Raw genomic sequence first — 21692 nt, 5'->3', positions numbered from 1 at the left:
GGCTGGTGAATCTATATTTGATACCAGGGATACAGGAAAAGTAGACACAAAAAGATAGGGGATTAACGCAACACAAGCACAGGAATACTTGTGTGAGCTAACACCCGCTGAGTCTGACTGCCCACCAAAAGGCGCTCCAAGGCTCCAGCCCCGTGAGAACCCATGATGATCAAGTCGGCTTCCGATTTTTCAGCGGCCTCCAAAATGCTCTGGTAAACACTGCGGTCCTGCAATATTAAATGCTTGGCCTGGATAGCGTATTTCGTTAAAACGGCTTGCGCTGCGGCCAGCCAATGGAGTGCCGCATCCCGAGCTGCCTGATGCATGGGGTTATCCTCTGCACGATAGCTTCTACCCATCATGCCTACCGGGTATTGTTCAATAGCCGTCATCAAAGTGACGTCAGCACCTAAGGCGCGCGCCAGCTCTGCGCCTTTCTCAACAGCACGCATGGAGGAGTCTGAACCGTCGGTGGGTAAGAGAATGTGTTTAAACATGGTGGGGCTCAAAGTTCTTTCTAAGTTGAGCCATCTTATCCTTGGGACAGATCACCTTGAGCAAAACCAAGGGTAAACACTGAGATCAAGCGTCAGGTTTTCAACAGGGCTTTCAGGCACCATCCACGCGTTGACCGTGACGATGAAGCATCGTGCGGCTATTTATAAATGACTATTGGAGAATAACTGTGGCAGCCTTATTGAAATTCGCGCTCGGCATGGACTGGATCAGCGAAAAATTTGGCGTATTGGCGTCATGGACTGTACTTTTCGCAGCCCTGATCAGCGCGGCAAACGCCTTTGTGAGGTACGGGTTTGACTGGAGTTCTAACTCCTTCATCGAAATTCAGTGGTACCTGTTTGCCTACATGGTGATGGTAGGTGCGCCGATTGTGCTCAAACTCAATGAGCATGTCCGCGTGGACCTGATTTACGGCAAGCTGAAGGGCAACCGGCCTGTGTATGTTGACTTGTTTGGGCTCGTCGTTTTCTTGCTGCCCGTAGTCACCCTTCTGCTCTACCTGTCTTGGTCATATTTCATGAATGCCCTGATGTCGGGCGAAATGTCGCAAAATGCGGGCGGGCTGATCCGGTGGCCTGCAGTGATGGCACTGCCTCTGGGATTCGCGATGATGCTGATGCAAGGGCTGGCTGAAATTATCAAGCGCATTGCGTACCTCCAAGGCCATTTCCAGATGGACACACATTACGAAAAGCCCCTGCAGTAAGGTCTTTTTTTCGCCACCTGGTCGTCTTACGCCAGCAGCGCGTCAAGCCCACTCCCCCGATTTGAGATTCAGGAACTAGATATGCAAATGGAAAATTTCCCACCCGTCATGTTTGCGGGCTTGGTGGTCATCATGTTGATCGGCTTTCCGGTCGCCTTTTCGCTGGCGGCACTGGGCCTGGCCAGTGGCTTTTACGCGATACAAATGGGTTGGTTTCCGGCCGCATTCATGGGCAACCTGCCGATTTCAATCTTCTCAATATTGAACAATGAGTTGCTGCTGGCGATTCCCTTCTTCACGTTCATGGGAACGATTCTGGAGAAATGCGGATTGGCTGAGGATATGCTGGACTCCATGGGCCAGCTTTTTGGCCCCAAACGCGGCGGTATTGGCTATTCAGTCATCATCGTCGGCTTCATTCTGGGCGCAATTACAGGCACAGTAGCGGGACAGGTGATCGCTATGGCGCTGATCTCACTTCCGGTCATGATGAAGTACAACTACAACATGCGTTATGCCACCGGGGTGTTGGCTGCATCGGGCACCATCACCCAACTGGTCCCGCCGTCACTGGTTCTGGTGGTACTGGCTGACCAGTTAGGTCGTCCAGTGGGCGATATGTACAAGGGGGCATGGGGGCCATCGTTGCTGCAGGTAGGCATGTTTGCACTGTACACATTCATGCTGACCAGAATCAAGCCGACCTATCTGCCGGCGATTCCCGTCACAGAGCGAACGCTGAATGGCTGGGCACTCTGGAGGAAATGTTTGCGCGGCATCGTGCCCTCGGCCGTTCTGATTTTTACGGTGCTCGGCTCCATGGGTGGATTGCCGCTTCAGGAAACCGCCATTGCAACGCCGACAGAAGCGGGCGCCATGGGTGTCGTGGGCGCATTGATTCTGGCTGCAATGTCAAAACGACTGACCAAAGCCTTAATCTGGGAGGCAATGTCCGGCACCATGCGGCTGACCGCCATGGTCGTTTTCATATTGATTGGCTCAAGGGTGTTCAGTCAGGTTTTTCAAGGGGTGGATGGCGCCAAGTGGGTCGAGCACTTGCTTACAGGTCTGCCAGGTGGCCAAATCGGCTTCCTGATCGTTGTCAACGTTTTTGTCTTCTTTCTGGCCTTCTTCCTCGACTTCTTTGAAATTGCCTTCATCATCGTACCCATGCTTGCCCCGGTGGCAGACAAGATGGGCATTGACCTGATCTGGTTTGGAGTGCTGCTATGTGTCAACCTGCAGACCAGTTTTATGCACCCGCCGTTTGGCTTTGCATTGTTTTACCTGCGTGGTATTGCAGACACTCTTTTCAAAGACAAACGCATTCCCGTACCCGTCAAATCGAACGATATTTACATGGGCGCCATTCCTTGGGTCATCATGCAAATCATCTTGGTTTTCGTGGTGATCTTCGTGCCACAGTCCGTCACCATGTTTCTCGATAAGGACGTTGTCGTTGACATTGACAAGGTCACGATTGAAATGCCTGCTGATGAACCTGTGCAAGGCGCAGCAATGAAATCAGGTGAATTACAACCGTCAGCAGAAGGTACGCCAGAGGATGCTGAGGCTGCTGAAAAAGAAGCTGAAAAAACAGCGGCTGATGAGCAGAAAAAGATCGATGATCTCTTCAAAAAATAAGTGCATTTGACTGTGAACGATTCACCGAAATTCATGTTCAACCCGTCAGGCGGGCGCCTTGTATGCAGCGCGTTTTCAACGCCTTTCAAGGTCATTGCAGTGCTCCTTGTGACACTGGCTGCAGGCTGGACCTGGCAGATGTGGGCTGATGGGATATTGGTACTCACGCTGCAGTCCAGTGGGTGGCTACTGGCGGCCCTGGGCATGATGGTCTTTACAGAATGGCATATCCTGCGCGGCACAACTTCGCTGGACAGCACAGCATTGCAACAGAGCTGGATCTGGGACAAGCACGTCAAATTGAACGACTTGGCCTACACCAAACTCATTCGTCTCCGGGGATTGGACTGGTTGATTGCGCCCCGGCTTTACACCAAGACTTTTTCAGGAAAACTGGCGGTTTTCTATGCTGCGGCACCGACCATGCTGGCTGAATTTCAACGGCTTGAAAGTGAACTAAAAGCGCTGCGCAATCAGCGTTAAGCGAGATTGCTGAAACCTGGTAACCGGAAATACAGGCATAAAAAAACCGCGCTAAGCGCGGTTTTTTTATTGACCTGGCTGATTACAGTTTTTGTGCCTGCATGAAACTGTCGAACTTGGCCTCAGTAAAGCGGAACCATAAGTTGGAGTCAGCACGGAACTTGGAATAATCCGTGTAGATTTTCTTCCAATCCTGGTTCGTTGAAGACAACTCGTCATAGAGAGCCATGGCTTCCTTGAAGGCAAGCGTCATCACATCATTCGGGAAAGGCCGCAACTTGGTACCAGAGCCAACCAATTGCTTGAGCGCTGCCGGATTTTTGGCATCGTACTTGGCTTGCATATCAAGGTGGGCATAAGCAGCAGCGTTTTCTACGATAGCCTTGTTCTCGGATGACAAGGCATCAAACGCCTTCTGGTTGATCATCAAATCCAACTGGGGACCACCTTCCCACCATCCAGGGTAATAGTAGAAGGGCGCAACTTTGTTGAATCCGAGTTTCTGATCGTCATAGGGGCCAATCCACTCGGCAGCATCAATGGTTCCTTTTTCCAGTGCGGTATAGATTTCACCGCCAGGAATATTTTGAGGAATGACGCCCATGCGCTCCATCACTTTTCCAGGGAATCCACCGGTGCGGAACTTCAAGCCTTTGAGGTCTTTCACAGACTTGATTTCCTTGCGATACCAACCACCCATCTGGGCACCCGTGTTACCCATCGGGAAACTGGTCATGCTGTATTTGGCATAGAACTCGCGCATGAGCTTCAGGCCGTTGCCCTGGTACATCCAGGCCGTCATTTGACGGCTGTTCAGGCCAAAAGGTATGGCACAACCCAGAGCAAAGGCCTCATTTTTTCCAAAGAAATAGTAAGGCGCGGTGTGCGCGCACTCCACGGAGCCTTGTTGCACAGCATCGACAACTCCAAAAGGAGGCGTAATCTCACCACCTGCGTGGACAGAGATTTCAAACTTGCCCCCTGACATATCCTTGACATGCTTGGCGAAGGTTTCAGCTGCACCAAAGATGGTGTCCAACGCCTTGGGGAAACTTGACGACAGACGCCAGCGAACTGCAGCCTGCGCATGCACTGCAGGCGCAGCGCCAACAGCCAGCACGCCAGCGATACCAGCGTTTTTAATTACGGAACGACGATCCATCGAGATCACTCCTTGAGAGTTGTTAAATGCTTGTCTCATCTTGCGATCAAGCAAGACAAGGCCTGGTGAAAATCACAACAGATTGTAGAAACCTGCACGACCGTCATCGTTGGGGGTTTTCCCTTGCGGGGCTGACGGGATGCTGTCGAGTTCAGGCCACAGCCTTCAGCACGGGACGGCCAGGCTCCATCAAGGAGGCGAATCGCTGGGCGATAGAAGCCTGAATGCCTGCAGCATCCAGCCCCTGCAAGGCCAGCAAATGGGTCACGTCGCCATGCTCAATGAACTCATCGCGCAATCCCAACTGCAGCAATGGTTTGGCAAGGCCAGCGGCACTCAGAGCCTCCAGAACAGCGCTGCCCGCGCCGCCCATGATGGCGCCCTCTTCCACGGTCACCAGCGCGTCATGTTCGGCCGCTACCTGGAGCAGCAGCGCGACATCCAGCGGCTTGGCCCATCGCATGTTGACCACGGTGGCATTGAGTGCCTTGGCCGCCTCCAGAGCCGGGTACAAGAGCGAACCAAAAGCCAGAATCGCGACGCCTTTTCCGGCCAGTTTGACTTCCCCTTTGCCAAACGGCAAAGCGGCCAGGCTGGTCTGCACGGCCACGCCAGCACCCGCACCGCGCGGATAGCGCACCGCCACGGGATGATCCTGCTCAAACGCGCACGACAGCAGCTGGCGGCATTCATTTTCGTCCGACGGACAGGCCACACTCATGTTGGGGATGCAGCGCAGGAACGCAATGTCGTAGGCGCCTGCATGCGTGGCACCATCAGCACCCACCAGACCAGCCCGGTCCAGGGCAAAGACCACCGGCAGGTTTTGAATCGCCACATCGTGAATCAACTGGTCATACGCACGCTGCAAGAACGTGGAGTAAATGGCCACCACCGGTTTCAGCCCCTCGCACGCCAAGCCTGCGGCAAAGGTAACCGCATGCTGCTCGGCGATGCCGACATCGAAGTAACGTGCGGGAAAACGCTTCTCGAACTCCACCATGCCAGAACCCTCACGCATGGCTGGCGTAATGCCCACCAACCGAGGGTCATGAGCCGCCATGTCACACAGCCACTGGCCAAACACCTGGGTGAAAGTCAATTTGCCAGGCGTGCTGGGCTTTTGCAGACCCACCGCAGGATCAAACTTGCCGGGACCGTGGTAGGCCACAGGATCTGCCTCGGCCAGTTTGTAACCTTGCCCCTTTTTCGTCACCACGTGCAGAAACTGCGGGCCCTTGAGATGCTTGATGTTTTCCAGCGTGGGAATCAGCGAATCCAGGTCATGGCCGTCAATGGGCCCGATGTAGTTAAAACCGAATTTCTCGAACAACGTGGCAGGGACCACCATGCCTTTGGCGTGCTCTTCAATTCGCTTGGCCAACTCGAACAGGGGCGGTGCGCCTTTGAGCACCGTCTTGCCCGCATTCTTGGCAGCAGCATAAAACTGCCCGCTCATGAGCTTGGCCAGGTAGCGGTTCAGCGCGCCCACGGGCGGGCTGATGCTCATGTCGTTGTCGTTGAGGATGACCAGCAAATTGCAGTCGGCCACGCCCGCGTTGTTGAGCGCCTCAAAGGCCATGCCGGCCGTCAAGGCACCGTCGCCAATGATGGCGATGGAGTGCCGGTCTTCGCCTTTGATTTTGGCGGCCAGCGCCATTCCCAGTGCAGCAGAAATGGAGGTGCTCGAATGCGCCGTGCCAAAGTCATCGTATTCGCTCTCCGCGCGCTGGGGAAACCCGCTCAGCCCCCCCAGTTGACGCAAGGAGTCCATGCGATCGCGCCGCCCGGTGAGTATCTTGTGGGGATAGGTCTGGTGACCCACGTCCCACACCAGGCGATCTTCGGGCGTGTTGTAAACGTAATGCAACGCAACAGTCAGCTCGACCGTTCCCAGGTTGGAACTCAAGTGACCACCGGTTTTCGAAACGCTATGGAGCACATAGGCGCGCAATTCAGCAGCCAGCACGTCCAATTGACCACGCTCCAATCGGCGCAAGTCGGCGGGGTCATTGATGGTTTGCAGCAATGGATACAGTTTATTCGACATATGCTATCTTTTTTATAGCTACTGGCGCACTATTCACGGGCGCTAGCAGCCTATTTCCCTAATATTCATCAACAAACCTCAAAGCGGTCAGCTGACGCGGTTGACCACCATCTCGGCCAGCCCCTGCAGCGCCTGCGTCTGGACCAAGCCACTATGGGCCAGCGCTTGCAGCGCTTGATCCAATAATTCCTGCGCGTAAAGGCGCGAACGCTCCAACCCGAGCAAAGCCACATAAGTGGGCTTGTCCTGATCGGCGTCCTTGCCCGCTGTTTTACCCAAGGTCGCAGAGTCAGCAGTGACGTCCAGAATGTCATCGACCACCTGAAACGCCAAACCAACCACCGCGCCATAACGATACAAGGCCGCACGTGCGGTCTCTGACGCATCCCCACAAGCAGCACCCATCATCACGCTGGCCTGCAGCAGCGCACCCGTCTTGAGGCGATGCATCTGGCGCAACTGGTCTTCGGTCAACGCAAGGCCCACACTGGCCAGATCAATGGCCTGGCCCCCGGCCATGCCAACGCTGCCTGCAGCCCGAGCCAGCAAACGACACAGACGGGCTTGCCGGTCTGCCGGCATCACAGCAATTTCAGGTGTCAACAACTCAAACGCCAAGGCCTGCAGGGCATCGCCCGTGAGCAAGGCACTGGCTTCACCATATTTCACGTGCACCGTGGGTTTGCCGCGGCGCAACACATCGTTGTCCATGCAGGGCATGTCGTCATGCACCAGCGAATAGGCATGAATCAACTCCACCGCACATGCGGCGCGCAATGCGGTCTCATTGTCCTGAACTCCGGGCGCCATGGCATCGTCACCAACGGCCTCCCAGGCAGCCATCACCAGCAAAGGACGCAGCCGCTTGCCACCGTCAAGTACAGCGTAACGCATGGCATCGACCAGCCCGGCTGGCGCCCCATGGTCGAGACCATAGGGCGCATCGGTTGTGACCCAGCGATCCAAGGCCCGCTCGACACGTTGAAGATGCACCGCGCTCCAGGCAGTCAGATCCATCGTGGCGGATGGATTCACTCGGGCGTCCATGTTTTGAGTGCTCCCTGGTCAAGAACTTTGACTTGTTCTTCGACCGCTTCAAGGCGATCACGACAAAACTTGAGCAACTCAGCGCCACGTTGGTACTGGGTCAGCAGTTGCGCCAGCGGCATGTCACCGGACTCAAGCCGGGCAACCAGTTGCTCAAGCTCCTCCTGAGCGGCTTCAAAACTGACCGGGGCGGTTGAAACAGGACGGGGGGCAGAAGCCATAGGGCGGATGTGGGGTTGGATCAAAAAAAGATCCTATTTTAGGCGCTGGGGTACAGCGAGACCAAAACAGCGGGTAAACCCACCCTGTTACCCCTCAAATTCATATGAATGAATCACAAAATTTCTTGAAACACAGGAGGACAGTTGTTCAATCAGGGGGCTTGCAAAAGCTGAACAAACTCAACTGTGACGGAAAAAATACACGCAGGGCATACAATAGCTGTCCCGGCAGCTCTCAAGGTAGCTGCCCTTCAAGCCCCTCTCTGAGGGGTTTTTTGCATCCTAGAAGGACCGAGTTGTGCAAAAATTGTGCAAAAACAGCAGCAATGAGATTCGCGAGAAGAGCGCAAACGTAGTACCCATGCGGCTTCCAAGTGTTGCTTCAAAAGGCCCCTCCCAACTGCCCGTTTCAAGCTATTTCGACGAAGCGCTTTACCAGCGTGAACTCAAGGAAATTTTTCAGCGGGGACCACGTTATGTGGGACACGCCCTGAGTGTGCCCAACGTGGGCGACTATGCCACCTTGGCGCAAGAGGCCCAGGGACGCGCTCTTGTGCGCACGCCAGGAGGTATTGAACTCATCTCCAACGTCTGTCGCCATCGCCAGGCGCTGATGCTGCAGGGCCGCGGCTCCATTCAGAATACCCAGCCCGGCACGGCCGCGGGCAACATCGTGTGCCCCCTTCATCGCTGGACCTACAGTGGTGGTGGCGCGCAGCCCGCAGGCACGCTTCTGGGCGCACCCCATTTCCCGCAAGACCCCTGCCTTAACCTGAATAATTATCCCTTGCGCGAATGGAATGGCCTGCTGTTTGAGGACAACGGCCGCGACATCCACGCCGATCTGGCGGGCATGGGGCCACGCGCTGACCTGGACTTCAACGGCTTCGTACTCGACAAGGTCGAAATGCATGAATGCAACTACAACTGGAAAACCTTCATCGAGGTTTATCTGGAGGACTACCACGTGGGGCCCTTTCATCCCGGTCTGGGCGGATTTGTGAGTTGCGACGACCTGCAATGGGAGTTCAAGGAGAATTATTCCGTCCAGACCGTTGGCGTGGCACCGCAAACCAGGCAGGCAGGCACGCCCACTTACCAACGCTGGCAAGACGCACTCAACGCTTACCGCCAGGGCGAGGCCCCAAAATATGGCGCCATCTGGCTCACCTACTACCCACACATCATGGTGGAGTGGTATCCCCATGTGCTGACCGTCTCCACCCTGCATCCCATGGGGGTGAACAAGACCATGAACATGGTTGAGTTCTATTACCCGGAAGAAATCCAGGCCTTCGAGCGCGAGTTTGTTGAAGCGCAGCAGGCGGCTTACATGGAAACCTGCCTGGAAGACGACGAAATCGGCGAACGCATGGATGCGGGTCGCAAGGCGCTGTTGATGCGCGGCGACAACGAAGTGGGGCCTTATCAGAGCCCCATGGAAGACGGCATGCAGCACTTTCACGACTGGTATCGCCGCCAGATTCAGCTGTGACACGGGGCTGACCCTCATGCAAGCACTGTGGATGGTTCTGGCCTCCTTCTTTTTTGCCACCATGGGTGTAGGCATCAAGGTGGCGTCGGCCAGCTTCAGCACCTCGGAACTGGTTTTTTACCGCGGCGTGGTAAGCGTGATTTTCATGGGGCTGGTCATGCATGCCCGCGGCACGCCCCTGCGCACCCCGGTGCCCATGATGCATGCCTGGCGCAGCGCCATTGGTGTGCTGTCGCTGGGCTCCTGGTTTTACGCCATCGCCCATTTGCCTCTGGCCACAGCCATGACCCTGAACTACATGAGCGGCGTGTGGGTGGCAGCGTTCATCGTCGGCGGTGCCGTCCTGTACGGCCAGGCACAACGTCAGGGTCCGTTGATGGCCACGGTGCTGGCCGGTTTTGTCGGCGTAGTCATGATGCTGCGCCCCACCCTGGACCAAAACCAGCTCTTTGCCGGCCTCATTGGCCTGCTGTCGGGGCTGGGGGCTGCGCTGGCTTATATGCAGGTGACCGCCCTGGGGAAAATCGGCGAGCCTGAAGGTCGCACGGTGTTTTACTTCTCGGTCGGCTCTGCCGTGGCGGGCAGCCTGGGCATTGCTTTCACCGGACTGACCCCCTGGTCATCGGTGAGCTGGCAAGCCACGGCCTGGTTGGTGCCCATTGGCGTGCTGGCGTCACTGGGCCAATGGTCCATGACCCGCGCTTACAGCCGGGGCTCCACCCTGCTGGTGGCCAACCTGCAATATTCAGGCATTGTCTTTGCCGCCATCTACAGCCTGGTGTTGTTCGGCGACCAGATTCCCCTTCTGGGCTGGGCCGGCATGGGCGTGATTGTGCTCAGCGGATTGGCTGCCACGGTCTTGCGTACCCGAACCCTGCCCGACACCCCGGCTGAAGAACACTGAGTCCGACCCTTGTTGAAGGAAACCCCTCCCATGTACACGACCCTGATTTCCGCAGCGCAGCTGCAATCCCTGCAAACCAGCAAACAACCCTGCATAGTGTTTGACTGCAGTTTCGAGTTGATGGAGCCTGGCGCCGGTGACCGCCAGTATGAGCAGGCGCATATTCCTGACGCCGTGCGGGCCGATCTGGACCGGCACCTGAGTGCGTCCAAAACAGCCACGGACGCGGCGTCAGGTGGACGCCACCCTCTGCCCTCGCGCGAGACCTTGGCGGCCTGGCTGGGCAGCGTGGGTTTTGCCAATAACATGCAGGCCGTGGTCTATGACCGCCAGGGCGCCAACTACTGCGGCCGCCTGTGGTGGATGCTCAAATGGGCAGGCCATGAGGCGGTGGCCGTCCTCGATGGTGGCTGGCAGGCATGGCAGGCCACCGGAGGCGCGGTAGCCACCGGAGGCGCGGTAGCCACCGGAGAAAATCCTCAAAATTTCGTATCAAACTACCTTCTGGCGCCCGCCAGAGCTACGCTGACAGCTACTGAAAAAATAGCAAAAAACCTGGGGCATCCCACGCAGTCCCTCATCGACGCCCGTGGCACACCGCGTTTTCGTGGCGAGGTCGAACCGTTGGATCCGGTGGCAGGTCATATCCCGGGTGCACTCAACCGCCCGTTCAACCAGAACCTGGGGGCCGACGGCAAATTCAAGCCTGCCAGCCAGCTCCAAGCCGAATTTGAGACCCTGCTGGGCGGACGAGACCCCGCCACGGTGGTGCACCATTGCGGCAGCGGCGTGAGCGCCGTACCCAACCTCATTGCCATGGAGGTGGCTGGCTTGGGGCGCACGGCTCTGTATGCGGGCAGCTGGAGCGAGTGGTGCAGCGACCCGGCACGCCCCATGGCCCAGGGATAGGTAACCGGGCGGCGGCCGGACACGTCGCTCCTGACGTTTGTCCCACACCCACTTTTTAAAGTGGCATGATGCAAAAACCTGACTGGCCGGATAATTCAACTGTCAATGAGCACCTCACGAAACGCCGAAAAACCTCTCTGGCTGCTTCTGCTGGCCGTCTTGGCGTTCGCGCTGGGCGCTGCGGCGTGGTGGTGGGCTACCCATTTGGGAAGCTCGAAATCCATGGCAGGACCAGCCATGCTGGGGCTGGCTGGCACAGCCTGTGCCTTGGGTGCGGCACTGTTGTTGTGGTTTGGTAAAAGCCCGGCCCGTGACGCCTCCCGAACATCAAAGCGTCAAGCGCGTGGCACCTTGACGGCGAACGAACACCCCCCTAAACCCGAGATGCTGCAAGCCCACCAATTGCTGGCGTCCACGCTGGAGACCATGGATGTGGGTCTGGAAATTTGGGACGCACAAGACCGGCTGGTCATGTACAACAACAAAATCAACCGGTTGCACAGCGGTTTTCCCCACACACCGGAGCACATCGGTCAAACCTTTGAGTCCCTGATGCGGGCCAGCCTGAACCAACACCTGATCACCGCGGCGATCGGGCATGAAGACGCCTGGTTGGCCCAGCGTCTGACCACACGTGGCATGCACAAAGAGCCCCTGTTGCAGGAAATTGCAGGCAACCAGTGGATCAATACCTACGAGACGCGTACCCCAGAAGGCTATCTGGCCACCACGCTGGTGGACGTCACGGACCTCGTGCGCAAAGGCAAAGTGCTGGAGGCCCGCAACCAGCAACTGACGCAACAATCCGCCACTGACGAATTGACCGGGCTGGCCAATCGCAGGCGCTTCTACCAATCGCTGACGACCGAATGGCAACGCGCCGCCCGCAGCCTCACACCCTTGAGCCTGTTGATGGTTGATATTGACCATTTCAAGAGTTACAACGACTGCTACGGGCATCTGGCTGGAGACGACTGTCTGCGGCAGGTGGCCGCTGTGTTGAGTCAATGTGTGCGCCGTGCCGGCGAACTGGTTGCACGCTACGGTGGCGAGGAGTTTGTACTGTTGCTCCCCGGTGCCGACATGGCGCATGCCTGCGAAACCGCCCAAAAATGCCTGGACCGAATGCGTCACGCCGCCCTGCCACACAGCACCTCGCCAGTGGCGCCTTACGTGACGCTCAGCATTGGCGTGGCCTGCCTCCTGCCTGATCCCTCGCTGGACCCGGCTGCCATGGTCAATGCGGCAGATGCGGCCATGTACCGGGCCAAGACAGGGGGACGGGCCCGCTTTGAAATTGCCGACCAGGCGGATTGGGACATCGACAAAGACACCCCCCGAACAAGGCCAAGTCCTTTGAGTTGACGTGCCCTAAACGTCAATAGCCTGCGTGGGCGAGACCACTCACCCAGGTCACCAGCCCGATACCAATCAAGAGCCAGGCAATCTGCGCGGCGGTTTCCCGCGCGGTGAGGCGTTTTTGCAATTGCGGAATCAAATCGGCCAGCGCCACATAGACGAAGCTGCTGCTGGCCACCACCAGAAAATACGGCAGGTAGTCTTCCAGCTGCTCCACCAGCCAAAACCCCAACAAACCTCCGAGTGCGGTGACAGCCCCCGCCAGGGTGACCTTGATCAAGGCCGCACGTTTGTTGCTGGTGCCGGAGCGCAACACCATCAGGTCCCCCATGTGGTGAGGCACCTCATGGGCCAGAACAGCCAGTGACGCGATCACGCCCAGGCGCAGATCGGCCATGAAGGCGGAGGCAATCAGCACCCCGTCGCCAAAACAGTGCACGCTGTCGCCGGTGAGCACTGCCCAGGTCCCACCATGGGCGCCGTGGCTGTGCGCTTGGGCGACGTTGGCGTGCGGCGCATGCGCCTGGTCGTGGTCGTGGTCGTGGTCGTGGTCGTGGTCGTGATCGTGGTGGTGGTCCGGTGTGTATTCAGGTACCGCGCTGTGGTGATGTTCATGACCGTGGTGCCACAACTCCGCTTTGTCGAGCAGGAAAAAGAACACCAGCCCCACCAGCAGCGTCATGAACAAATCATGCGCACTGGCCTGGCTCTCGAACGCCTCGGGCAGCAAGTGCATGAAAGCCGTGGCCAGCAAGGCACCCGCAGCCAGGCTCAGCATGTGTTGCGTGTAACGCGCCAGCACGCCAAAACTCAGCAGTGCCGCCACCCACACGCTGCCAATACCGGCGGCCAGGGTACCCATCAATATTGCTATCAAAGTCATAGCTACTTCCGCTTATTCTGCGTGCGCCAGGGCACTTTTTCTTATAAATTTCTGAGATAACGATGGCGCCATCAATGCGCCTTGTCCCAGTTCGGGCCAACACCTACCTCGGCCAGCAAAGGCACTTTGAGATGCGCCACACCGGCCATCAGCCGCGGAATCTCATGCCGGACCCAGTTCACTTCGGATTCTGGCACCTCAAACACCAGCTCGTCATGCACCTGCATGATCATTTTGGTGCCGCGCTTTTCTTCGTCCAGCACCTTCTGCACCTTGACCATGCTGAGCTTGATCAGGTCCGCCGCTGTGCCCTGCATGGGCGCGTTGATGGCCGCGCGCTCGGCACCGCTGCGGCGTGGACCGTTGGGAGAATTGATCTCGGGCAGGTAGAGGCGGCGGCCGAACACGGTCTCCACATACCCATGGGCCTTGGCCAGCAGCCTGGTTTCATCCATGTAGTGCTTCACACCCGGGTAGCGCTCAAAGTAACGCTGGATGTAATTTTTGGCCGCGGTGTTGTCGATGCTCAGCGCCCGGGCCAGGCCGTAGGCACTCATGCCGTAAATCAGGCCGAAGTTGATGACCTTGGCATACCGGCGCTGCTCGCTGGTGACCTGGTCAGTGGTCAGGCCAAAAATCTCGGCCGCGGTGGCGCGGTGCACGTCCATGTTGTCATGAAAAGCCAGCAGCAAGGCCGCATCCCCACTGATGTGCGCCATGATGCGCAACTCGATCTGGCTGTAATCGGCGCTCGCAATCACACAACCGGGCGGTGCCACAAAGGCTTCGCGCACCCGGCGCCCCTCTGGCGTGCGAATCGGGATGTTTTGTAAGTTGGGGTCGTTGCTGGACAAACGTCCGGTTACTGCCACGGCCTGCGCATAGTGGGTGTGCACGCGGCCCGTGCGGGGCAGCGCGAGCTGGGCCAGCTTGTCGGTGTAGGTGCCCTTGAGTTTGGCCAGGCCGCGGTGCTCCAGCAGTTTGGCAGGCAGAGGATAGTCCTCAGCCAGTTTTTCCAGCACTTCTTCGTCGGTGCTGCGTGCGCCGGTGGCGGTTTTTTTCACAACCGGCATCCCCAGCTTGTCGAAAAAAATCTCGCCCAGCTGCTTGGGGCTGCTGAGGTTGAAGGGCTGCCCGGCAATCTCATAGGCCTCGGTTTCCAGCTGCAGAATGCGCGTGCCAAGCTCATGGCTCTGGGTGGCCAGGGTGGGCGCGTCAATCAGCACGCCGTTGCGTTCAATCCGGTACAGCGCCTCGCTGCTCTCGATTTCCAGCTCGTAAATAAAGCGCAGTTTGTCGTCCGCCTGCAGCTGTGGCCACAGAACCCGGTGCACGTCCAGCGTCTGGTCCGAGTCTTCGCACGAATACTCGGCCGCCTTGGCCATGTCCACCTGGGCAAACGGGATCTGGCTGGCGCCCTTGCCGCACAGGTCTTCATAGGAGATACCGCTGCGCCCCAGATGACGTTCGGCCAGGCTGGCCAGGCCATGCGGCTTGTGCACTTCCAGCACGTAGCTTTGCAGCATGGTGTCGTGAGCGTAGCCCTGCACCTCAATGCCGTGGTTGGCAAACACATGGCGGTCGTACTTGATGTGCTGGCCCAGCTTCTTCTTGTGGCCGTCTTCCAGCCAGGGCCTGAGTTTGGCCAGCACCTCGTTCAGCGGCAATTGCGCGGGCGCATCCGGGTAGTTGTGCGCCAGTGGAATGTAGGCCGCCTCGCCCGGCATCACACTGAAAGAAATACCCACGATCTCGGCCCGCATCCCGTCCAGCGAGGTGGTTTCGGTGTCCACCGCCACAAGATCCGCCGCCTGCACTTTGGCGAGCCAGCCGTCAAAAGCTTCCCAGGTCAGAATCGTGTCGTAAGCCAGGTTGGACACCTTCAAGGCGGGCGCCGGACCGGGTTCTTCTGGCTCGTCAAACAGGCCGGGCTCGGCCTTGTTGGGGGTCACCGCCTTGGGGGCCTTGTCGGAGGCGCTGCGCGGCGCCGCGGCAGACTCGGGGCCTGCTGCGCCACCACTCGCCATCATCCGGGACAGCCCCTTGAACCCATATTTTTCATAAAAAATGGCCAGGGCCGCCGTATCCATTGTGCCAATAGCTATTGAATCCATAGCAGGCAAGTCAGGCACCCAGCCGTTCAGGCCGCAGTCCGTCTTGATGGTCAGCAACTGGCGGCCCATGGGCAGCCAGTCCAATGACTTCTTCAGGTTCTCGCCCACCACGCCCTTGATGGCATCGGCATTGGCGACTACCGCGTCCAGCGAGCCGTATTGCTGCAGCCACTTGGCCGCCGTCTTGGGGCCTACCTTGGGCACACCGGGCACGTTGTCAATCACATCCCCCACGAGGGTCTGAAAGTCCACCATCAAACTGGCGGGCACGCCAAACTCGGCCTCCACACCGGCCACATCGCGCCGCTTGCCGTTCATGGTGTCGATGATGGTGATGTGGGCGTTGACCAACTGGGCCAGGTCCTTGTCGCCGCTGCTCACGATCACTTCAATGCCCTGGCGCGCCGCGATGACGGCGAGCGTGCCAATCACGTCGTCGGCTTCCACACCCGGCACGTCCAGCACCTTCCAGCCCATCAGGCGCACCACCTCATGGATGGGCTCGATCTGGGCCCGCAAGTCGTCTGGCATGGGCGAGCGATGCGCTTTGTACTCGGGGTACAGGTCGTCGCGAAAAGTCGGGCCTTTGGCATCAAACACGCAAGCGGCAAAGTCCGCAGGCACCTCCTTGCGCAGGCTCTGCAGCATGTTGATCATGCCGCGAATGGCCCCCGTGGGCGGGCTGGTGGGGTCACCGGCCACCGCCCGCAAATCGGGCATGGCGTGAAAAGCGCGGTACAGGTAGCTGGAGCCGTCCACCAAAAGCAGGGTTTTGGGCTTGTTTTGAGAGTCATTCATGCGCCCATTTTGCCTGCTGCAGAGACCGGGGCGGTGGTTCTACAATCGAGCCATGCGCTCTGCCCTCCTCCTTACCCTCTCGCTGTCTTGTGCCGGCCTGTGCCTGGCGCAGTCGCCCGCCTCGTCCGCCGCGACGTCCGACACGCTTAAAACAGCGGCTGCCATCGCCCCCGGTGGCGTCGAAAAACGCACCGAACGCATTCGCGTGGAAGACGCGGGTTCCCGCATTGACGAGCTGCGCATTGGCGGCGAGACACGGAGCATTTCCGTGCAACCCAAGGGACGCATGCCGGCCTACCAAATTCAACCCGAAAGCGGCGAACGCAGCTGGAAAATCCTGGGTTTCTAAGTCATGGCGGTCTACACCAAAGTCTCTGACAAAGAGGCCAGCACCCTGATGCGCCAGCTCAAACTGGGCGAACTCACCTCCCTGCAGGGCTGCTCTGGCGGCATCGAGAACACCAACTATTTTGTCAGCACGGAGCTTGAGGGCATTGCCCACGACTACGTGCTCACCTTGTTCGAACGCCTCACTTTCGAGCAACTGCCATTTTATTTGCGCTTGATGAAGCACCTGTCCGTGCACGGCATTCCGGTACCGGACCCCACCGCCGACCGCCATGGCGATCTGGTGTTTGAGCTCAAAGGCAAACCCGCCGCCGTGGTCAACAAGCTGCGCGGCAAAAGTGAACTGGCCCCCACGCCCGCGCACTGTGCCGCGGTGGGCGCCACGCTGGCCCGAATGCACCTGGCCGGACGCGACTTTGCCATGACGCAACCCAACCTGCGCGGCCTGGACTGGTGGAACGAGACCGTGCCCGTGGTCCTGCCCTATCTGGAAACCCCACAAGCGACCCTGCTCAAAAGCGAGCTGGCCTACCAAAACCACGTGGCGGCCTCATCGGCCTACGCAGCGTTGCCGCGCGGGGCCATTCACGCCGACCTGTTCCGCGACAACGTGATGTTTGAAACCGTAGACGGCGAACCCCAGTTGACGGGCTTCTTCGATTTCTATTTCGCAGGCATTGACACCTGGCTGTTTGACATTGCAGTCACGCTGAACGACTGGTGTGTCAACCTGGAAGACGGCAGCCATGACAGCGAGCGGACCCACAGTTTCATCGACGCCTACAGCGCCGTGCGACCACTCACGGCCGCAGAACGCGAACTGCTCCCGGCGATGTTGCGCGCCGGTGCGCTGCGGTTTTGGATTTCACGCCTGTGGGACTTTCATTTGCCACGCGAAGCCAGCATGCTCAAAGCCCACGATCCCGGTCATTTTGAGCGCATCCTCCAGCAACGGGTGAATCACCCCCTACTCATGAGCGCCCTCGCGGCCTGACCATGCAACTCAATATCGTTCCCGCGCGCACCGGCATTGTGTGGGTCAAACTGGGGATACGGACCTTCTTCAAACAGCCGCTGGCACTCGCCGGTCTGTTTTTCATGTTCATGGCCGTGATGACGGTGGCCAGCCAGATTCCCGTCATTGGCTTTGTGATCGCCATGATGCTGCTGCCCGCCGCCACATTGGGCCTGATGGCCGCGACCCGCGAGGCCATCGATGGCCGCTTTCCCATGCCCGTTGTCCTGGTCGCGGCCTTTCGCGCGGGCAAGCAGCAGGGCCGGGCCATGCTGGTGCTGGGCGCCTTGTACGCCGTGGGCTTCATGGTAGCCATGGGGGCCTCCTACCTGGTGGATGACGGCGCATTTGCCCGGGTCTACCTCGGCGGCGCCAATCCCTCGCGCGAGATGATGATGGAGGCTGACTTTCAGGGGGCCATGTGGGTCTTCATTGGCCTGCACTTGCCTTTGTCGCTTTTGTTCTGGCATGCGCCTGCGCTGGTGCACTGGCATGGTTTGCCACCCGTGAAAAGCCTGTTCTTCAGCATCGTGGCCTGCTTGCGCAACTTCTGGGCGTTTGCCGTCTTTGGCGTGATGTGGTTGTCCGTGCTGGTGCTGGTGGTCGTGGTCGTCACCACGCTGGCGACATTGGCGGGCAACCCCGGGCTGGCGGGCGACCTGCTTTTCCCCGCCTTGCTGCTGATGGCCTCGATGTTCTTCACGTCGCTTTATTTCACGTTTCGCGACTGTTTTGAGTTGGTGGAACCAACACCGCCCTGATTTCCCAGAAATGTCACTGGCGCGTCACAGGCGTTTTGTAAGCTGCAGGCTGTTATCGACAACTGCATCTTTCAAGATGCCTGTGGCCCATGCCTACCTTCTCTTCACTCCTTCAGGATGCCAACCGGCATGCCGGGTTCACCACCCCGTTGCGCCTTCTTCTGGCGACCACCGCAGCCCTTTGGATGGGCGCAGCACAGCCGCAATTGGCCTCCACTCCAGCCTCTCGTCAAGCCACTGACCTGCGTTTCAGGCAAACCTTCACGGTACAGGGACAAAACGGTGACCTGGAGATCAGCCACATGCTGCGCCAAGCCGACGGTCAAACCGTGAGACTGATCGGCCACATGGTCAAGAACGAGACGCCTGTACCTGGGCAATTTCTACTCGTGCCACATCAGGGCGTTGCGCGTGCCGTGATGGTGAAGCTCGACCCGAGCCAGCAGGACTGGACAGTCCCTCATGTGCCGGGCCTGGTCAGAGTCAGCGGGGTACTCCAGGTGAACCCGCAGGACGGGCCGGACGGCATCTTGGCGGTGATCCATCTGCTGCCAGGGCCTGAGGCCCTGCGAAGCGCGAACGCCTTTGAGCTGTCAGGTTATGTCCATCGTCTGCAAGTGGCCCGAACCACCAACACGGGGCGGCGCCATCAAAGCGCGCCATGGTCGCCTGGCTCGCAACGAGCTGACGCCCAGGCCTGAAGTTTATTTACTCGCCGCCTTGTAGGCCGCAATAACGCGAGACAGGAATGGCAGTGCGTGCTGCACCCAAACGTTCACTCACGGTGGGCTCGCTGGCAGCTGGCGAATCTGCAGCCAGCAAGGGGCCCGACAGGCAGAGGCACAAACACAGGGCAGCAATTTTCATAAAAATATCTTTCTTGTAAAAGAGGATATTTTGAACTCAAGCCGACTAGCCATATTCGCAAAAATGTCATCGTTTTGTCACAAGCGAACGGCATGCTCACTGGGTTCCTCACACTACCGCACCATGACATCCATGAATAACGAATCTCAACGCGCTGCCGATTTCTTCAATAACGAAGACTCCAACACAACGAACAACCCTCACTTCGACGCAGTGCTGAACGCGCGCCTGAGTCGCCGCAAGATGCTTCTCGGCAGCGCTGGCGTGGCCGCCACTTCGGTGCTGGGTGCCACGGCACTCACAGGCTGTGCCACCGGCTTGGCAGGTGGGGAACAAGGTGCTGGCAGCATGGTTGCCCCATTGAACAAACTGGGCTTCACCGCAGTCGCCAAGAGCCTGGCGGACGTAGTGAGCGTGCCCGCGGGTTACCAGTTTCAAGTGCTGTACGCCTTGGGCGACCCACTGAGCGCGGGCACCGCAGCCTTCAAGAACGACGGCACTGACACCGACTTTGACCGCCGCGCGGGCGACCACCACGACGGTATGGAATGGTTTGGGCTGGACGCCAATGGCCAGCCATCGGCCAGCAGCGTCAATCGCGCCCTGCTCGCCATGAATCATGAAGCCACGACGGACGAAAAGCTTTCGTCTTTTTTCATCCACGCCAACGGCGGCAAGGCCACGCTGCCTCGCCCCGCCGCCGAAGTCGAGAAAGAACTCGCGATTCACGGCTTGTCCGTGGTCGAGATTGCCGTCCAGGGCAAGCAGTGGGCCTACAGCGCGTCGTCCCCTTTCAACCGTCGCGTCACCAGCATGACAGAAGTGCAGATCACCGGCCCGGCGCGCGGCAGTGAGCATCTGGTCACCGCCTTCAGCCCTGATGCCACCAAAGGCCGCGGTACGCTGAACAACTGCGGCACAGGCAAGACGCCGTGGGGCACGTTTGTATCAGGCGAAGAAAATTGGTTTGGCTACTTCCACCGCGACGCCAAGGACGACGAGCGCCGCGGTAAAAAAGACAAGTCCGTGGCCGGGCTTAACCGCTATGGCCGCAAGGCCGGCGACGCCAGCCGCCACGGCTGGGAAAGCGCCGGCACGGACGACAAGTTCGTCCGCTGGAACAATGGCGCCCTGGCCGCCAGCGCCAAAGCCGACTACCGCAATGAGATGAACACCTTTGGCTTTGTGGTGGAGATGGACGCCTATGACTCGCGCCTGGCCGTGCGCAAGCGCACAGGCCTGGGCCGCTTTGCCCATGAGAGCGTGAGCTTCGCCGCACCAGTGGTGGGCCAGCCCATCGTCGCCTACATGGGCGACGATGCCCGCGGTGAATACATGTACAAATTCGTCTCTACAGCCAAGTGGGATGCCACCGATGCCAACGCCAGCAACCGCCTGGCCGCAGGCGACAAATACCTGGACAAAGGAACACTGTATGTGGCCAAGTTCAAAGACAACGGCACGGGTGAATGGATGGAACTGTCCATGAGCAACCCGATTGTTGCGGCCAACCCTGATTTTGAATTCACCTCGGACGCGGACATCGCCATCTTTACCCGGCTTGCAGCCGATGCCGTGAACGCCACCAAAATGGACCGTCCCGAGTGGGGTGGCATTCACCCGCGCACCGGTGAGTTCTATATGTCCCTGACGAACAACAGCAACCGCACGGTGGACGGCGAAGTGGCCGTAGACGCGGCCAACCCGCGTTACTACACGGACATGAAAGGCAGCAAGGAAAGCAAAGGCAATGTGCACGGTCACATCATCCGCGTGGCCCAGGCCAACCCTGCTGGCAAGGCCTTTACCTGGGACATCTACCTTTTTTCATCGGAAGCCGACGCCGACAAGAGCCGGGTCAATCTCTCCAACCTGACCGACGAAAACGACATGTCAGCCCCCGATGGACTGGCGTTCAGCCAGGCTACCGGCCTGTGCTGGATCCAGACCGACGATGGTGCCTACACCGATGTCACCAACTGCATGCTGCTGGCGGGCATTCCCGGCCAGGTGGGCGATGGGGGCAAGAAAACCTTGTCTTACCAACGTACCGATGGCAGCGAAAAGCAAGTCGACACATTTGTTGGCAAGAGCCAGTCACCAGACGTGCTCAAGCGATTCCTGGTCGGGCCGAAAGACTGCGAAATCACCGGCCTGTGCGAGTCGCCTGACGGGCGTGCGATGTTCATCAACATCCAGCACCCCGGTGAAGGCACCAAGATGGCGGATGTGAATGACCCCGCCAAGTACAGCAGCCAGTGGCCCTCCAATATGGGCTACGGCGCAGGCAAGCGGCCCCGCTCGGCCACCATCGTCATCACGAAGATCGACGGAGGTGTGATCGGCAGCTGACCGTCGATCCGCGGGTGCGACTGGGGCAGCCCAGCACCGCCTCGATGTATTCCGT

At 58.7% G+C, this 21692-nt stretch carries 20 protein-coding genes; 12 read left to right on the top strand and 8 right to left on the bottom strand.

What is annotated here, in order from left to right:
• Positions 1-62 precede the first annotated feature (62 nt).
• On the bottom strand, positions 63-497 hold the full coding sequence (locus tag AC097N_RS13795; RefSeq protein ID WP_479581793.1) for a universal stress protein: 435 nt from the start codon (positions 495-497) through the stop codon (positions 63-65).
• A 188-nt stretch (positions 498-685) separates the two neighbouring features.
• On the opposite strand from AC097N_RS13795, the gene AC097N_RS13790 reads away from it, so the two are divergent.
• From AC097N_RS13790 to AC097N_RS13780, 3 genes are all read left to right on the top strand, one after another.
• On the top strand, positions 686-1225 hold the full coding sequence (locus tag AC097N_RS13790; protein WP_479581791.1) for a TRAP transporter small permease subunit: 540 nt from the start codon (positions 686-688) through the stop codon (positions 1223-1225).
• Between the two features lie 81 nt (positions 1226-1306).
• Positions 1307-2869, top strand: a complete 1563-nt coding sequence (locus AC097N_RS13785; protein ID WP_479581789.1) for a TRAP transporter large permease — start codon at positions 1307-1309, stop codon at positions 2867-2869.
• 204 nt (positions 2870-3073) lie between these two features.
• Positions 3074-3352: a hypothetical protein gene (locus AC097N_RS13780; RefSeq protein ID WP_479581787.1), complete on the top strand. Its 279-nt coding sequence runs from the start codon at positions 3074-3076 to the stop codon at positions 3350-3352.
• Between the two features lie 82 nt (positions 3353-3434).
• Here AC097N_RS13780 and AC097N_RS13775 read toward each other — a convergent pair whose 3' ends face one another.
• From AC097N_RS13775 to xseB, 4 genes are all read right to left on the bottom strand, one after another.
• The gene (locus tag AC097N_RS13775) at positions 3435-4514 is read right to left on the bottom strand and encodes a TRAP transporter substrate-binding protein (protein WP_479581784.1); all 1080 of its coding nucleotides are present in this window, start codon (positions 4512-4514) and stop codon (positions 3435-3437) included.
• Between the two features lie 151 nt (positions 4515-4665).
• Positions 4666-6564 (bottom strand): 1-deoxy-D-xylulose-5-phosphate synthase, encoded by a 1899-nt coding sequence (dxs, locus tag AC097N_RS13770; RefSeq protein WP_479581782.1) that lies wholly within the window; start codon positions 6562-6564, stop codon positions 4666-4668.
• 87 nt (positions 6565-6651) lie between these two features.
• The gene (locus AC097N_RS13765) at positions 6652-7581 is read right to left on the bottom strand and encodes a polyprenyl synthetase family protein (protein ID WP_479581781.1); all 930 of its coding nucleotides are present in this window, start codon (positions 7579-7581) and stop codon (positions 6652-6654) included.
• A 14-nt stretch (positions 7582-7595) separates the two neighbouring features.
• Positions 7596-7832 carry an exodeoxyribonuclease VII small subunit gene (gene xseB, locus AC097N_RS13760; RefSeq protein ID WP_479581779.1) on the bottom strand — a complete coding sequence of 79 codons (237 nt, stop codon included), beginning with the start codon at positions 7830-7832 and terminating at the stop codon, positions 7596-7598.
• Positions 7833-8193: 361 nt separating this feature from the next.
• Between xseB and AC097N_RS13755 the strand changes: the two genes are divergently transcribed.
• From AC097N_RS13755 to AC097N_RS13740, 4 genes are all read left to right on the top strand, one after another.
• Positions 8194-9327: an aromatic ring-hydroxylating oxygenase subunit alpha gene (locus tag AC097N_RS13755; RefSeq protein ID WP_479581777.1), complete on the top strand. Its 1134-nt coding sequence runs from the start codon at positions 8194-8196 to the stop codon at positions 9325-9327.
• A gap of 16 nt (positions 9328-9343) precedes the next feature.
• Positions 9344-10231 (top strand): DMT family transporter, encoded by an 888-nt coding sequence (locus tag AC097N_RS13750; RefSeq protein ID WP_479581775.1) that lies wholly within the window; start codon positions 9344-9346, stop codon positions 10229-10231.
• Positions 10232-10261: 30 nt separating this feature from the next.
• Positions 10262-11140 carry a sulfurtransferase gene (locus tag AC097N_RS13745; RefSeq protein ID WP_479581774.1) on the top strand — a complete coding sequence of 293 codons (879 nt, stop codon included), beginning with the start codon at positions 10262-10264 and terminating at the stop codon, positions 11138-11140.
• A gap of 105 nt (positions 11141-11245) precedes the next feature.
• Positions 11246-12505 carry a GGDEF domain-containing protein gene (locus AC097N_RS13740; protein ID WP_479581772.1) on the top strand — a complete coding sequence of 420 codons (1260 nt, stop codon included), beginning with the start codon at positions 11246-11248 and terminating at the stop codon, positions 12503-12505.
• A 13-nt stretch (positions 12506-12518) separates the two neighbouring features.
• Here AC097N_RS13740 and AC097N_RS13735 read toward each other — a convergent pair whose 3' ends face one another.
• Together AC097N_RS13735 and polA are read right to left on the bottom strand one after the other, a co-directional pair.
• The gene (locus AC097N_RS13735; protein ID WP_479581769.1) at positions 12519-13382 is read right to left on the bottom strand and encodes a ZIP family metal transporter; all 864 of its coding nucleotides are present in this window, start codon (positions 13380-13382) and stop codon (positions 12519-12521) included.
• A gap of 71 nt (positions 13383-13453) precedes the next feature.
• A complete protein-coding gene (gene polA / locus AC097N_RS13730) occupies positions 13454-16294 on the bottom strand; it encodes a DNA polymerase I (protein ID WP_479581768.1) in 2841 nt (946 codons plus the stop codon).
• A gap of 52 nt (positions 16295-16346) precedes the next feature.
• On the opposite strand from polA, the gene AC097N_RS13725 reads away from it, so the two are divergent.
• From AC097N_RS13725 to AC097N_RS13710, 4 genes are all read left to right on the top strand, one after another.
• On the top strand, positions 16347-16643 hold the full coding sequence (locus tag AC097N_RS13725; RefSeq protein WP_479581766.1) for a hypothetical protein: 297 nt from the start codon (positions 16347-16349) through the stop codon (positions 16641-16643).
• A 3-nt stretch (positions 16644-16646) separates the two neighbouring features.
• Positions 16647-17636: a homoserine kinase gene (locus tag AC097N_RS13720; RefSeq protein WP_479581765.1), complete on the top strand. Its 990-nt coding sequence runs from the start codon at positions 16647-16649 to the stop codon at positions 17634-17636.
• A 2-nt stretch (positions 17637-17638) separates the two neighbouring features.
• Positions 17639-18418, top strand: coding sequence for a BPSS1780 family membrane protein (locus AC097N_RS13715; RefSeq protein WP_479581763.1), 780 nt, complete (start codon positions 17639-17641; stop codon positions 18416-18418).
• Between the two features lie 89 nt (positions 18419-18507).
• Complete coding sequence (locus AC097N_RS13710; protein ID WP_479581761.1) at positions 18508-19119, top strand: hypothetical protein; 612 nt, start codon at positions 18508-18510, stop codon at positions 19117-19119.
• 7 nt (positions 19120-19126) lie between these two features.
• Here the strand turns inward: AC097N_RS13710 and AC097N_RS13705 are convergent, their stop codons facing one another.
• Positions 19127-19285, bottom strand: a complete 159-nt coding sequence (locus AC097N_RS13705) for a hypothetical protein (protein WP_479581758.1) — start codon at positions 19283-19285, stop codon at positions 19127-19129.
• Positions 19286-19417: 132 nt separating this feature from the next.
• Here AC097N_RS13705 and AC097N_RS13700 point away from each other — a divergent pair, with 132 nt between their 5' ends.
• A complete protein-coding gene (locus tag AC097N_RS13700; protein ID WP_479581755.1) occupies positions 19418-21637 on the top strand; it encodes a PhoX family protein in 2220 nt (739 codons plus the stop codon).
• Positions 21638-21692: the final 55 nt, after the last annotated feature.

The organism is Rhodoferax sp. LS1R11 (assembly GCF_056521395.1).
The sequence above is the reverse complement of the archived record's forward strand: the minus strand, read 5'-3'. Positions and strand labels throughout refer to the sequence as shown.